Genomic DNA, 13,547 nt, shown 5'->3' on the forward strand with positions numbered 1-13,547 from the left:
CGCCGGGCGCGCTGCCGCCGCCGTCGCGGCAACTCCGCGTGCTGTTGGTCGACGACGATCCCGTCAATTGCGAGGTCGGCGAAGCCATGCTGAACCGGCTCGGCCATCATGCCACGATCGCCACGAACGGCGCCTCAGCCGTCACACTCGCCCGCGATCAGGCGTTCGACGTCATCCTGATGGACCTGCACATGCCCGACATGGACGGCGTGGAGGCGGCCTCGCGGATCGGCAAGCTCGGTCTGCCGAAGATGCCGCGCATCATCGCCGTGACCGCCGACGTGTCCAGCAGCGCCCGCGAACGGCTCGCCGGCGCCGGCATCGCCAAGATCGTCAGCAAGCCGATCCTGGTCAACGCGCTGCGCGAAGCGATAGAGGACGATCCCGCGCAGGAGACGACCGCAACACAGCTTGCGGCCGGCGCGTTGATCGACCGGCATTTTCTCGACGACCAGCGGGAGCTGCTCGGCGCCGCGCAAATCGAAAAGCTCCACCATCTGCTGGACGAGACCAGCGCAAGATTGATCGACGACGTCGCCAAGGCTGCGGCCGTAGGCGATCACGCGCAGCTCGCGCGATCCGCGCACCAGCTCGGCAGTGCCGCCGGCACGCTCGGACTCGTTCGCCTGTTCGAGCACTGCCGCGATGTCGAGCTGGCAGCGCCCGCGATGTCACCGCGTGAGCGCCAGACTGCTGCCCGCGAGCTCGCCGCGCTTCAAGAGGCGTCGATGAGCGCGCTGAACGATCTGCTCCGACCGGCCGAGCAGCGTTCGGGGAGCTAGCCGACCCTGGGTCGACTTATCCCGATTCATCGATCTGACCCTACCTCAGTATGGTCACGTCATACCCGCGCACAATGGCGACAACCAAGTGCGCCGTGCATAGCTATGGACGCAGAGTGAAAAGCAACGGAACCGGCCCCGCGAGCCGGCAGTTGCAGGACAAGTCCGGCGGCGTAGCGCCCGCCGGCCTTTCTCCTGATCGAACGGCGCGATGCCGCTCCAGTACTTGATGTCTACTGTCACAGTTGGCTGCAGAGAGTACGCCATGAGAAACATCGCCGATCTCCTCGTGCGGTTTTGGCAAGGGAGCCAGCCCGCATGCGATACTCAGGTTGCGGCGGTGGCCGAAAACCGAGATCAATCCAGCATGGCCGATTTTGTCCGCATCCTGCAGGCCTACGATCAGGACCAGTGGGGCGATCGCGTCCGTTGACCCCGACAACTGAATTGCACGTTGACGTCTGCGAGTCCCGGGCGTTGAATGGTGTTTTCGATGTGGCGGAGGAGCTGAGGCGTCCGTCGCCCGACATGCGGTCGGTTAGCCGCTCCTGATCCTCGCCTTCGGAAAGTACAGTCTGGCTTCACCGACGCGCTGGGAGGTCGAGAGCCATGAGATTTCCGATCGCTCTATGGGCGTTCGCGATGGCATTGCTCACCGCGGCAGGGGCGCGTGCGCAAATCCAGGAGAGCCCGCCGGCATGGGCCTACCCGGTAAACCCGCCCAATTTTCAACGCACCCCCGACGATGGTACGATCAGGCGCGTTCCTGACAGCGCCGCCGGTTTTACACTCACGCAAGTGCGCGATCTGTTCGCCGCGCCCGACTGGCATCCGGACGATCATCCACCAATGCCGGAAATCGTGGCAAGGGGGAGAAAGCCAGAGGTGTTCGCGTGCGGCGTCTGTCATCGGGCAGACGGACCGGGCGGTCCTGAGAGTGCCAGCCTATTTGGCCTCTCCGCGGAATACATCATTCAGCAAACGGCGGAGTTCAAGACGGGCCTGCGCACGAACTCGGCGCCTCGCGTCGCCACCGACCTGATGATCAAGCTGTCCAAAGCGGTGACCGATCAGGAACTCGGCGAGGCCGCCGCCTACTTCGCCTCTATCAAGCCGAGATCGAATATTGCTGTCGTAGAGACCGAGGTGGTGCCAAAAACGCAGGTGAGAGACTTGTTCTTGGCTCCGCTGGATGGCGACGAGAAAGAACCCATCGGTCAGCGCATCATCGAGATACCGGAAAACGTTGAACACTTTGTCAGCCGGGACTCGCGCGCTCGTTTCATTGCCTACGTCCCGCCAGGCAGCGTTCAGAAAGGACGAACGCTGGCAGCGAACAGCGATCCGCGCGTCCGGTGCGCGGTCTGTCACGGTGCTAACCTCAACGGGACGGCCATCGCGCCAGGGATCGCGTCCCGTTCGCCCACCTACATGTTCCGGCAGCTCTATGACTTCAAATCGGGCGCGCGGAAGGGCGCCAATAGCGAACTCATGAAACGGGTTGTCGAGAATCTCAGCATCGACGACATGATCGCACTGGTCGCCTACTCAGCATCGCTCACGCACTAACATTCTTCGGGTGCTGTGCGGGACGGTCAGCTGGCCAAGAGGGAGATCAATCTTACAACTCCAGTCGGTTCTTCAGCAGGTCGCCCGGCCGGCAAGGTGCCGCCGGCCGGGCCAACACACCACACAAGGGATCAACTCCCTTCGTGAACATTGCGCTGTCATGAGCCGGGCGTTTTAACGACGAGCTTTATGTTGAGCAGGTTGACGCCTTTGAACGGGTTCGGCGCGCTTTCGATTGTGCCCGTGCCCGTGGCGTTCGCATAAGCACCTGTGCCCGATAGGATCGTGTATTCGCCCGTTGATTTGCCGTCTTTGGCCGAACCGGTGTAGCGCGCCGTAATCGAGCCTTCCTCGAACGTGTAAGTGCTATAGCCGAAGAAGGGGCCCGACCCTTTGAGCAAGTCCGAAGTGTTGACGAACTCCTTCACTCCGATACGGCCATCGTTGAAGACGGCGACCCCAAAGAATTTACCGGACACAACCGTCTGTCCTTCGACGTTTGCGGCCTCGATGACCTTGAGGTCGATCGGCTTCGTGACCAGCTTGAACTCGAGCACCCGCTCGCCGGCTACGGCGGTTGACGCCGCGACGGTCAATGCCACGCCAGAAAGGAAAAAGGTGAGAGACTTCCGCATAGGCTCCTCCTGCGCTTGTTGAAATCAAGTCGAGAAGTGCCGGCGAGCTGCACATCATGCCGCCGCCTTTTCGCGGCGGCACAAAGAGAGCCCTCGGCGACGCCCCGGCAGCGGCTGAAGCTCTCTGGTCCTAAGGCGCGAAGTCGGGACGCAAGTATGAGTCCCGAGAGATCGGAAGAAAGTTCAGGTTTCCGTCACGGTATAATAGTATCCCTAGCCTCCGCACGTCTGCGCCCGCCGACTTCGTCCTCCTCGCGGCCAAAACGCTCAACCAGAAAATCGATGAACAGCCGCACCTTCACCGACAGATGCCGCGTCGGCGGATAGACCGCATAGAGCGCGAGCGGCGGCGCGAAATAATTGTCCAGCACCGTCCGCAGCTCACCCTTCCGCAAGGCATCGGCGGCGATGAACTCAGGCAACAGCGCCAGCCCCCTGCCCTTGATCGCGACGTCGCGCAGCACCTCGGCATTGTTGACGCAGAGCGACCAGGCCGGCTGGATCCAGTGATCGCCATCAGTGCCGGTCAGCTTCCACTGATTGCCGGTGAGCAGGAAGCCGTAGGTGAGCGAGGCGTGCTCGCGCAGATCCTGCGGATGCTTTGGCGTGCCGTGGCGCGCAAGATAATCCGGCGAAGCGCAGATCATGCGCGCCACCGGCATGATCTTGCGCGCGATCAAGCTGGAGGATTCCAGCTCCGCGATCCGCAACGTCACGTCAAAGCCGTCCTGGACGGGATCGAGCAGATCGTCGCTGAGCACGATCTGGAGCTGAAGCTCGGGATAGCGCGCCATGAAATCGGCCAGCACCGGCCCGAGCCGCATCGTGCCGAACGACATCGGTGCATTGACGCGCAACAGGCCCCGCGGCGCCGATTGAGCCTGCGTCACGGCCTGGTCGGCCGCCTCGATCTCCGAGAGGATCACCACCGCGCGCTCGAAATAGCGCTGGCCATTCTCGGTCGGGCTCGCGTGCCGCGTGGTCCGGTTCAGAAGCTGCACGCCGAGGCTCTCCTCGAGGTCGGCGATGTATTTGCTGATCGCCGAGCGCGACAACCGCAACTGGCGGCCGGCTTCCGCAAAGCTGCCGCTCTCGACCACTTTTACGAAGGCCCGGAGGCTGCCGACCTTATCCAAGAGCTGGCCCCAGCGATTGTTTCCAAATCATAGACATAGCCGTCATATTTGCATGGATTGTCTCCAATCCAAAGCGGAACGATATTTCCGGCAGAGCAAGACCGCTCCCCGAATTTTGGAGGACGACAATGTCTGGACTGCACCATGTCACCGCGATCGCGGCGACCCCATCCGCAATTTCGGCTTCTACACCAGGGACCTCGGCCTGCGCTTCGTCAAGAAGACGGTCAATTTCGACGATCCCGGCACCTACCACTTCTATTATGGCGATGAGACCGGCCGGCCCGGCACCATCCTCACCTTCTTCCCGTGGGCGGACGTTTCGGCAGGCCGCCGTGGCGTCGGCGAAACCCATCAGACCGCCTTCCGCGTGCCGCAGCGCTCGCTCGGTTACTGGACGCAGCGCTTTACCGAGAAGGGCATTCGTTACGAGGCGCTGGAGAAGCGCTTTGGGGAATCCGTGCTGCCCTTCACCGACCCTGATGGCATGGCGCTCGCGCTCGTCGGCATTCCCGGTGCCGAGAACGAGCCCGGCTGGAGCAATGGCGACGTGCCGGCCGAGCATGCGATCCGCGGCTTCCACGGCGTGACGCTGCTGCTCGACAGCGCGGCGAAGACGGCCGCGGTTCTCACCGACGTGCTCGGCTTCAAGGAGACCGGACGCGAGGGCTCGGTGATCCGCTTCAAGGCGCCGGGCGATGCCGAAGGCAGCATCGTCGACATCTACGAAGCCAAGGGCTTTTTGCGCGGGCATCAGGGCGGCGGCTCTGTCCATCACATCGCCTTCCGTGCAGCCGACGACGCCGAGCAGGGCAAGATGGCCGAGAGGCTCGTGAACAAACACGGCCTGCACCCGACCGAGCAGAGGGACCGCAACTACTTCCGCTCGATCTACTTCCGCGAACCCGGCGGCGTGCTGTTCGAGATCGCGACCGACATCCCCGGCTTTGCCGTCGACGAACCCGTCGCGACCTTGGGACGCGACCTCAAGCTGCCGAGCTTCCTCGAACAACACCGCAAGCAGATCGAGGGCGTGCTGCCGAACCTGGAAGAGACCGCGTCATGACCGAGAGCGCATTCATCCATCGTTTCGAGCCCGCGGCCAACGCGGGCTCCCCTCCTCTGCTGCTGTTGCACGGCACCGGCGGCGACGAGAACGACCTGCTCGGCCTCGGCCGCATGATCTCGCCCGGCTCCGCCCTGCTCTCGCCGCGCGGCCGCGTGCTCGAACACGGCATGCCGCGCTTCTTCCGCCGCCTCGCCGAGGGCGTGTTCGACGAGGACGATTTGCGCCGCCGCGCGCTCGAACTCGCCGACTTCGTCACGGAGGCGCGGCAACGTTACAGCCTCGCGGCGCCCGTCGCGGTCGGCTTCTCCAATGGCGCCAACATCGCCGCAGCGCTGTTGCTGCTGAAGCCGGAGGTGCTGGCGGGCGCGATCCTGCTGCGCGCCATGGTGCCGCTGTCGGATCCTCCCAAGACCGCGCTTGGCGGCAAGCCCGTTCTACTCCTCTCAGGACAGAGCGACCCGATCATCCGGGCCAGCAATTCAGCTCGTCTCGCGGCTCTGCTTTCGCAAGCAGGTGCGAGCGTGACCCACAAGGTCCTGCCGGCGGGCCATCAATTGTCGCAAGCCGACGTGACGCTGGCCCGCGACTGGATCGGCAACGTCGACACCAAGGCAGCATGATCAAACGGCGGCGCATCGTTTTCAAACGGTGCGCCGCCGCTTCAATCGAACCAGCCGCGCCGCTTGAACCAGATCAGCGGCAGCACGCCACTGGCAATGATCGCGAGCCAGGCCAGCGGATAGCCCAAGGTCCAGTCCAGCTCGGGTATGTGCCTGAAGTTCATGCCCCAGATGCCGACCAGGATGGTCGGCGGCACGCCGACGACGGACACGATCGTCAGGATCTTGAACAGCTCGTTCTGCTGGATGTTGACGAAGCCGAGCACCGCATCGAGCAGCAGCTGGATCTTGTCGGACAGTCGCGTCTCGTAATCACTGAGCGAAACGACATCCTTCGACACCGCCTCGAGGCGCTTCTTCGACGCGGCCTTGATCCATTGGCTGCCGACATCGCCGGCAAATGAGGCGATGCGGCCGACGCCGAGCAGGACGTCGCGCGCCTTGGCCAGCCGATCGGCCAGCTCGCCGATGTTTTCCAGGGCCTCGCGCATCCTCCGGCTGGAGCGCACCGGCCGCTGGGTGCGAACGAGCCCGCCCTTGAAGACGCCTCGCGAGAGCCTGTCGACCTTGGCGCCGAGATGCTCAAGAACATCGGCGCCACGCTCGATCATGGCTTCGAGCAGGCTGGTGAACACGCACATGCCGTTCTCCAGGCTGTCGTCGGAGCCGATGCGCTTGCCGACGTCGTCGAAGATCGGCAGCTCCGCAAAGCGCACCGTCACCAGCACATGCGGGCCGATGACGAATCCAACCGGCGTGATCTCGGCCTCGCTGTCCTCGGAGAGCCGGACCGCCGGCGAGCTGAGATAGAGCGTGCCGTGGTCGAGGATCAGCCGGCTCGACGCCTCGATCGCGCTGAGGGACTCCTTGGACGGAATACTTATCCTGAGCAGTCGTTCGACAAACTGCTTTTCCTCTTCAGTCGCGTTCAAGAGATCAGCCCAGATGACCTCCGAGGGCATTTCCGCGCCGATGCTCTGCCAGTCGTCGGATGGCCATCTGTACAGCTTGAGCAAGAACCGAACTCCGTGGCCGCATCGTCGTGCCGGATGACGCATCCGGCCGTCATCAGTCCGGCTAACGCATGACGGTTCCAAACGTTCAATGTCCTTGCGGCGGCAGCGCCCTCCTCACCGGCCTGGACAGTCCGGCCTTTCGGTTTACTCCTTCATTTTGCCACACACGCTTTGGTAGTATCGAGAAACGTTATTCTTCCAAATGACTCGACTAAAGCGGGGCGGACACTGGTCCGGACTTAGTCAGCATGAAAAAATGTCCGTACTTCCTGCTCGGTCCGAAGCGGCCGGCTTTGCTCATCGACGGCGAGGCGAAGCCCTTCGACCCTTCCGCCTTTCGTGCCTGCCTCGCCGCCGCGCCCGGCTACTCGATGGGATTTGACGCGACGATTCGCGACAAACCGATCGCTGATACGGTTTCCTTCCTGCAACGAAGTGTGCGGCCGTAGAAAGAGCGGCGTCTTTGTTGCACTTCCGACGGGGCGGAACACGATGCCCGGATCGGGTCCAAAAATGCGACATCGCGCAGACATTCAGGCGCTTCCGCTTTGGTCCCTAAGGCGGACATCATCCGGCGGGCCCGGCGGGTCCGTTGCGGGCCAGAAGGCTGACGTACGGGGGTGGACAGTCTAAGGCTTCATCGCGCCTGTATGACCTGATAGCTTTATCGAAAGCTTCAGGCTCGGCCTGCCTCAAGAACTGAGATCGCCTGGGCTGTCGAAATCACCCGCTCAAGCCGCAGACCTGCGGCGGCAAGCAAAGCGGCGAATTCGGCTTCGGTTCGCTCGACGCCGCCCGTAACGACAAGCATGTTCGCGTCGATTAGCTTGATCGTATCTCGTTCGTTTCCGGGGGGAACTATAGTCTCCGCAATCAACACTCGCCCGTGGGGCTTCATTGCGTCTCGGCAATTGCGCAGGATGCGCGCCGCTTGCTCGTCGTTCCAATCGTGAATGACCTTCTTCATGATATAGACGTCCGCATCGGCTGGAACGGCGTTGAAGAAATTGCCGGCCACGAAGGCGGTCTCTGGCGGGAAACTTGCCGCATTGGCCCGCGCTGTCTCAACCCCGGCCGGGAGGTCAAACAATATGCCGGAAAGGTGGGGATGTCTCCTTAGGATCTCCGATAGCAGCTGTCCATGGCCGCCGCCGACATCGACAATCTGGGAAAACGCACCAAAATCACACGCCTCTGCTACAGCTTCATTGGCGCCTTGGCTAAGCGCGATCATCGCCTGCTGGAATAGCGAAGCCGCGTCCGGATGGTCGGCCAACCAATCGAACCTGGGCTTTCCAAATACGTTTTCGAACGCTGGCAAACCTGTTTGCACTGAATGACTGAGTTGGGCGAAGGCGAGATAGGGCTCCCTGTTCATCATTCGGATCAGGTCGCTGGGACTTGAGGGCGCATCGGAACGCAAGGCAGCGCCCAATTCGGTGAGTTGGAAGCGGCGGGCCGAGATTTCCCTAAAGATGCCCTCGGCTGCGAGCAGCCGCATAACCCTATAGAGCGCATCGCGGTGACAATACGTTTCCTCCGCCAGATCATCGACGGTCCGCTCTCCGGCGACTAAGCGATCCGCAACGTTGAGATCTGTTGCTACGCGCAAGGCTTGGGAGACTATGAAGCCAAGGCCCAAGTGAATGAGTTGTTGAGAGGGACTACGCATGGCTTTCCTTTCAAGCGGCCACAGCCGCACGGCGCCTGTGGTCTGAATATCACAACCTGAAGTATCGGTAACCGATGATAAATTTTGCTGAGGCTTCCAGTGTTTGTCGTTCGAGGAGGCGACATTCGGCGACGCTAACGCATTAATCCGTTCACGGTGGCAGAAATGCTGCTGCCCGTTCGACGAGTGCGCTGCTGGCTGCAGGTTGATGGGGTCGGGCGAAAATGAAACGAGATGTCACCGGTATCTCCGCTTCGGCTCTACCGTCCTGCCCGATTAGGATTAATCCCGCTCCGCCATTTGCCACATTAAGAATGATCGGCTCGCCGCTCCATGTCTTGATCGGCTCCATTCCGATAATGAGAAACTCCCCCATGGGCTGGTCGAAATATTGGATACGCAATTGCGGGCCGACCTCAGCCGCAGCAAGTTCAAAGCCGAACTGTCGGGCGTGTGTGTAAACGTCAGCGAGCTTCACGGTGTTGGACGTGAACCCAAGCTGGGCTGGCGATATGGCGACAAGCTCCACATCTGTCTTGTGAGAGCCAACAGTGAATGTCGGTCGAGCAAGGATTTCAGCGGCCTGCCCACCGACATTACAGCCCATACTATCCAGCGCGTTGCGCAGCCTAATCGGGTCCGCAAAGGTTCCGATTGTAATCGTCTTCCATGTCGGAACATTGCGCGCGGACTTGATGGGCTGTTTGGAGGCTTGGGCGGAGCGCGTATTGAGCTTTAGCTGGTTCTGCAGGACATCGCGGGCTGCGCATTGAGCCGATGCGGTGCTCGCGAATTCGATGACGCAACCTGCGCATAGCATGAAAGCCATGAAGTAGCAGACAGCTCGTCTTGCCCCCCAATCGTCGTTGCCTTCTCTGAAATCGGCTCTGCTTGTCAGAAAAGACACGGCAAAACTCGCTTCTTCGACAACGCTTGACAGAAAAGAGCCCGCCTCCGAGTTAATGGGAAGAACGGAGGGCATTAACGTCCATGAAAATTGCCCGGCCGACTTTGAAATGCGTCCGGAGGCGGGGCCAATGGCCGCTAGTATTCCAATTTCCAAATGGCAGGCGGCCAGTCCGTAAGCCTGATAACCCGCCCGCCCCATCAGTCCTAATAGGAATGATGCAATTGAAACCATAGCACAAGCGCGCATGGGCTCAACGAGACAGGCGGCAGGACAGTACCGTCCTCGGGAGGGTAACACGTTTCCCGTAGTCTTACGGGTGCGGCACATCCAAGCTGTGGAGCATCTACTTCAGATTGTTTTGCGACGAATTGGTTTCCGGGCGGTCCATGAGTGTTAAAGCCACCATGGCGACCATTCTCGCTAGTCGTGTCTCCACGCCTGCCGCGTGTCTGCGTTACCATCGAAAGCAGCCATCCGAGTTCATCAATGCGTGGCGGATGGGACGCCTGCCGGCGAGGCCCAAAGCGCGCGCAAGCCGGGCGGCGGCTTGCGCATGTTGGAGGCCTGCTCATAGGCGTAGGCCAGACGCAGCAGCTTGTGCTCGCTCCAGGCACGGCCTGCGAAGGTAACGCCGAGCGGATAGTCGGGCGTGTCCTTGCCGTCGGTCGTCCCCGAGATGAAGCCTCCGGGCACCATGACGCTGGGATAGCCCGCCCTGGCGGCGATCGCGGCGCCTCCGCTGCCGGGGAACAGCACGGCATCGAGCTTGTGCGGGTTCATGTAAGCATCCATGCCGCGGTTCCTGGCGCAGAGCAGGTCCATGGCAAGTGCCGACTTGTACTCGCGTTCGCGTAAGTCGCCTCTGGTGAGGTCGGCGGCGAGGAACAGGTCCTGGCCGAAACGCAGCGCCTTGCCTGCATTCGCCTCGTTAAAGGCCACGATGTCGGTCATGGTCCTGATGGCGGTGTTGGTCGCCCAATCCTTCAGGTAGAGGTTGAGATCTCGCTTCAGTTCGTAGAGGAAGACGATCCGCTGCGCGACTGGATTGCCCTTGTTACCGCTCAGCGGATTGCGGTTGAGCACAGCCATGATCGTACCTGGTCCGCTCATCCAGCCGGCCGTCGGCATGCTGGCGCGCACGATCACGGCGCCGAGATCCTCCAGCACCTTGATCGCCTCCTCGATCACCTTCGCTCCTTTGGGTGGCAGCTTGCCGAAGAAGGGATCGTTCAGCGGGTCGGCGGGGTCGCTCGGGACGCCGATGCGCGCGCCCTTCATCGCATCCCGCGCGAGGCCCGCAGTGTAATCGGCTGGCCGCCGTTGCAGCTCTGTCGCCGCATCGCGCGGGTCCTTCGCCGCCAGCACGTTAAGGAGCAACGCCGCATCGCGTACCGTGCGCGTCATCGGCCCTGCGGTGTCCAGGCTATGCGCGATCGGCACGATGCCGGCACGGCTGATCAGCCCGACCGTCGGCTTCACGGTGACGAGGCCATTCTCGCTGGCAGGCGACAGCAGCGAGCCCGAAGTCTCAGTGCCGATCGCCGCTGCACACAGCCCGGCCGCCACGGCGACTGCCGAACCCGAGCTCGATCCCCCTGGGGACACGACCGGGATGCCGCGATCGTCCACCAGCGCAGGCGCGTAAGGATTCTTCACCTGCCCGCCCAGCGATGAATAGCCCGCGGGCATGTCGATCGCGAGCATGTTGGAAAATTCGGTCAGGTTCGCCTTGCCCAGGATCACCGCGCCGGCGTCCCGCAGCAGCTTGACGATTGTGGCATCGTCGCGGGCACGCGCGCCTTCCAGCGCCAGCGAACCCGCCGTCGTCGGCTGTTCGTCGCCGGTCGCAATGTTGTCCTTCACCAGGATCGGAATGCCCACCAGCGGCCGCTTGACCGATGGCTTGGTGCCGTCGAGCTTGCCCGCGATCGCGAGCGCGTCGGGATTGAGCGAGCGCACGGCGTTGATCGCGGGCCCGTTGCGGTCGTAGGCCTCGATGCGCGCGAGGTAAGCCTTGGTCAGCGCCGTCGCATTGACCTGCGCACTGGCCAAGGCATGAGCGATATCGCTCATCGGTGCATTGTCGAGCTTCAGAGGGATCGGCACCTCGGCGCCAGGGGCAGCCGCGGCGATGCCAGCATCGCGGCGGGATGGCTTCTCCATGGCGTGCCTCGCCTGACGGCGCGTCCCGAACCATGAGGCCGCGATGATGGCATAATGCCGGTGTTTTGCCCGACGGGTCAATGTCTCAGCGCATCGCCTCGACCTTTGAGCCGCGCAAGGCGTAAACCATTGAAATGACTACCCCCGGCTACTGTGCATGGGGTTGTTTTTCAGGTTTTTTTGTTTGATGCGCTGGGAGAGGGCACAGCAACCGACGCCGCGCTAATGCTTCCCCTACTCCCAATGCCAGGTCGAGAAATCGTTCTCGTATTGTGGCACGTCCTTCCAGACACCCTTCAGCTTCTTGTTAGTGATGGTGATCAGCTGGGGCTGGTAGAGGTAGGCGGAAACGGCGTCGGTGGCCAGCATGCGCTGAGCGTCGCCGAGCAGTTTTGCGCGGCCGGCCTCGTCGGGCGTCGAGACGATCTGCTTGTAGAGCGCGTTGAACTTCTCGTTGTTGTAGCCGAGATAGTAGTCCGGCTCGGTGATCTTGACGAGGTCGAATGGCTCGACATGGCTGACGATGGTGAGGTCGAAATTATGCGGACCGTTGCCGGCGAATACCTGCGACAGCCACTGCGCCCATTCGACGTTCTCGATCTTGGCGATGATGCCGACCTTGGCGAGCTGGGCTGCGACGATTTCGCCGCCCTGCCGCGCATAGGATGGCGGCGGCAGCTTGAGCGACAATTCGAGCGGCGTGGTGACGCCGGCCTCGGCGAGCAGCTTCTTGGCCTTCTCGGGGTCGTAGGGGTTGATGCCGGTGGTGTCGACATAGCCGAGCGCGCCCGGCACGTAGAAACTGCCGATCGGCGTACCGAAGCCATCGAGGGCGCCGTCGATCATCGCCTTGCGGTCGATCGCAGCCAGGATGGCGCGGCGAACGCGGACGTCGTCGAGCGGCTTCTTGCGGTGGTTGATCGCGACGATGGTCTTGGCCCTGGAGCCGCCGACCAGCACCGTGAAGCGCGGATCGGCCTTGAACTGGGCGATGGTGCGCTGGGCCGAGACGCGCGGGAACGCATCGACGTCGCCCGAGAGCAGTGCGGCGGTCTGCGCCGCCGGATCGGAGATGAAGCGGATCGTCACCTTCGACAGCTTGACCGCAGCGGCGTTGCGGTAGTCGGCCCATTTGGTCAGGGTGATCGAGGAGCCCTTTGCCCAGGCCCCTAATTGATACGGCCCGGTGCCGACCGGCTGCGTGACATTGGTGGCTGCGCTCTTCGGCTCGACGATCGAGCCGCTCGCCTGCCCCAGCAGGAACGGCAGGTTCGGCTCCGAATTCTTCAAGGTGATCACGACCGTCTCGGCGTCGGGCGCAGCAACGGACTCGAAGCTCTGGTACAGGCTCTTGTCCTTGTTGGTGCTGGTGGGCACCGCGTTGCGCTCGAACGAGAACTTCACCGCGGCGGAATTGAACGGCTCGCCATTGTGGAATTTGACGCCCTTGCGCAGCTTGAACGTGTAGGTCTTCAGGTCGGGCGAGGCGGTCCAGCTCTCCGCCAGCAGGGGCGAGGTGGTGCCATCCTCGTTGATCTTGGTCAGGGTCTCATAGATGTTGTAGAGCGTGACCTCGGCGATCGCGGCGGCGGCGGCATTGGTGGGATCGAGCCCCGGCGGCTCCAGCGCCATCGCCATGACGACGCTATCCTTCTTGCTCTGCGCCAGCACTGGCAGAGGCGCCGCGACGAGCGCGGCGGCAAAGGCGACGATCGATAGTTTCCTCAACATGCCTAACTCCCCGGCCATCTCTGTTTCCAGCCTACGCCAATCCTGCCCCGGACACTAACCTTCCATGGCCGCCCGCGGCAACGCCATCACGGCTTCGGCCTTGTGGCAGGCGGCAAGGTGCCCCTCGCCCACCATGCGTAACTCAGGCAACACCTCGCGGCAATGCTGGTCGGCAAGCGGGCAGCGCGCCACATAGGGACATCCGGCCACAGCCGCCGATTGCGAGGCGGTCGCCTGGGCTCCG

At 62.5% G+C, this 13,547-nt stretch carries 12 protein-coding genes and 2 pseudogenes; 6 read left to right on the forward strand and 8 right to left on the reverse strand.

Translation table 11 applies throughout. The features are described from left to right. The 3 genes from CWO91_RS37980 to CWO91_RS37985 all read left to right on the forward strand — a co-directional run. Positions 1-782, forward strand: a 782-nt coding sequence (locus tag CWO91_RS37980; RefSeq protein WP_130220522.1) for a response regulator, incomplete at its 5' end; no start/stop codon positions are given. A 265-nt stretch (positions 783-1,047) separates the two neighbouring features. Next, on the forward strand, positions 1,048-1,215 hold the full coding sequence (locus CWO91_RS43470; RefSeq protein WP_165405991.1) for a hypothetical protein: 168 nt from the start codon (positions 1,048-1,050) through the stop codon (positions 1,213-1,215). A 176-nt stretch (positions 1,216-1,391) separates the two neighbouring features. Continuing rightward, positions 1,392-2,351, forward strand: coding sequence for a c-type cytochrome (locus tag CWO91_RS37985; protein ID WP_245471507.1), 960 nt, complete (start codon positions 1,392-1,394; stop codon positions 2,349-2,351). Positions 2,352-2,509: 158 nt separating this feature from the next. Here the strand turns inward: CWO91_RS37985 and CWO91_RS37990 are convergent, their stop codons facing one another. Then, on the reverse strand, positions 2,510-2,986 hold the full coding sequence (locus CWO91_RS37990; RefSeq protein WP_130220523.1) for a hypothetical protein: 477 nt from the start codon (positions 2,984-2,986) through the stop codon (positions 2,510-2,512). Positions 2,987-3,180: 194 nt separating this feature from the next. Then, a complete protein-coding gene (locus tag CWO91_RS37995) occupies positions 3,181-4,122 on the reverse strand; it encodes a LysR family transcriptional regulator (RefSeq protein WP_130220524.1) in 942 nt (313 codons plus the stop codon). A gap of 128 nt (positions 4,123-4,250) precedes the next feature. On the opposite strand from CWO91_RS37995, the pseudogene CWO91_RS38000 reads away from it, so the two are divergent. After that, positions 4,251-5,188, forward strand: a pseudogene (locus tag CWO91_RS38000) (ring-cleaving dioxygenase). Next, positions 5,185-5,811, forward strand: a complete 627-nt coding sequence (locus tag CWO91_RS38005; protein WP_130220525.1) for an alpha/beta hydrolase — start codon at positions 5,185-5,187, stop codon at positions 5,809-5,811. The pseudogene CWO91_RS38000 and the gene CWO91_RS38005 overlap by 4 nt, the downstream one beginning before the upstream one ends. Before the next feature lie 41 nt (positions 5,812-5,852). On the opposite strand, the gene CWO91_RS38010 is transcribed toward CWO91_RS38005, so the two are convergent. Further along, the gene (locus CWO91_RS38010; RefSeq protein WP_130220526.1) at positions 5,853-6,827 is read right to left on the reverse strand and encodes a magnesium transporter CorA family protein; all 975 of its coding nucleotides are present in this window, start codon (positions 6,825-6,827) and stop codon (positions 5,853-5,855) included. A gap of 248 nt (positions 6,828-7,075) precedes the next feature. Here CWO91_RS38010 and CWO91_RS38015 point away from each other — a divergent pair, with 248 nt between their 5' ends. Continuing rightward, the gene (locus CWO91_RS38015; RefSeq protein WP_130220527.1) at positions 7,076-7,276 is read left to right on the forward strand and encodes a hypothetical protein; all 201 of its coding nucleotides are present in this window, start codon (positions 7,076-7,078) and stop codon (positions 7,274-7,276) included. A 227-nt stretch (positions 7,277-7,503) separates the two neighbouring features. Here CWO91_RS38015 and CWO91_RS38020 read toward each other — a convergent pair whose 3' ends face one another. The 5 genes and pseudogenes from CWO91_RS38020 to CWO91_RS38040 form a co-directional block, all read right to left on the reverse strand. Further along, complete coding sequence (locus CWO91_RS38020) at positions 7,504-8,499, reverse strand: methyltransferase (RefSeq protein WP_130220528.1); 996 nt, start codon at positions 8,497-8,499, stop codon at positions 7,504-7,506. Positions 8,500-8,650: 151 nt separating this feature from the next. Next, entirely contained in the window at positions 8,651-9,640 is a 990-nt protein-coding gene (locus CWO91_RS38025; RefSeq protein WP_130220529.1) for a hypothetical protein, read from the reverse strand. 252 nt (positions 9,641-9,892) lie between these two features. After that, the gene (locus CWO91_RS38030; protein WP_130220530.1) at positions 9,893-11,572 is read right to left on the reverse strand and encodes an amidase family protein; all 1,680 of its coding nucleotides are present in this window, start codon (positions 11,570-11,572) and stop codon (positions 9,893-9,895) included. Positions 11,573-11,806: 234 nt separating this feature from the next. Next, positions 11,807-13,303 carry an ABC transporter substrate-binding protein gene (locus CWO91_RS38035; protein ID WP_130220531.1) on the reverse strand — a complete coding sequence of 499 codons (1,497 nt, stop codon included), beginning with the start codon at positions 13,301-13,303 and terminating at the stop codon, positions 11,807-11,809. Positions 13,304-13,357: 54 nt separating this feature from the next. After that, positions 13,358-13,547, reverse strand: a pseudogene (locus CWO91_RS38040) (peptide ABC transporter ATP-binding protein); the annotation flags it as partial.

The organism is Bradyrhizobium genosp. SA-3, assembly GCF_004212635.1.
GTDB lineage: Bacteria > Pseudomonadota > Alphaproteobacteria > Rhizobiales > Xanthobacteraceae > Bradyrhizobium.

Bases quoted from the DNA above. Each gene is read 5' to 3' on its own strand.
- CWO91_RS43470 (WP_165405991.1), top strand. From the start codon at position 1,048: ATGAGAAACATCGCCGATCTCCTCGTGCGGTTTTGGCAAGGGAGCCAG.
- CWO91_RS37985 (WP_245471507.1), top strand. From the start codon at position 1,392: ATGAGATTTCCGATCGCTCTATGGGCGTTCGCGATGGCATTGCTCACC.
- CWO91_RS37990 (WP_130220523.1), bottom strand. From the start codon at position 2,986: ATGCGGAAGTCTCTCACCTTTTTCCTTTCTGGCGTGGCATTGACCGTC.
- CWO91_RS38005 (WP_130220525.1), top strand. From the start codon at position 5,185: ATGACCGAGAGCGCATTCATCCATCGTTTCGAGCCCGCGGCCAACGCG.
- CWO91_RS38015 (WP_130220527.1), top strand. From the start codon at position 7,076: ATGAAAAAATGTCCGTACTTCCTGCTCGGTCCGAAGCGGCCGGCTTTG.
- CWO91_RS38020 (WP_130220528.1), bottom strand. From the start codon at position 8,499: ATGCGTAGTCCCTCTCAACAACTCATTCACTTGGGCCTTGGCTTCATA.
- CWO91_RS38025 (WP_130220529.1), bottom strand. From the start codon at position 9,640: ATGGTTTCAATTGCATCATTCCTATTAGGACTGATGGGGCGGGCGGGT.
- CWO91_RS38030 (WP_130220530.1), bottom strand. From the start codon at position 11,572: ATGGAGAAGCCATCCCGCCGCGATGCTGGCATCGCCGCGGCTGCCCCT.
- CWO91_RS38035 (WP_130220531.1), bottom strand. From the start codon at position 13,303: ATGTTGAGGAAACTATCGATCGTCGCCTTTGCCGCCGCGCTCGTCGCG.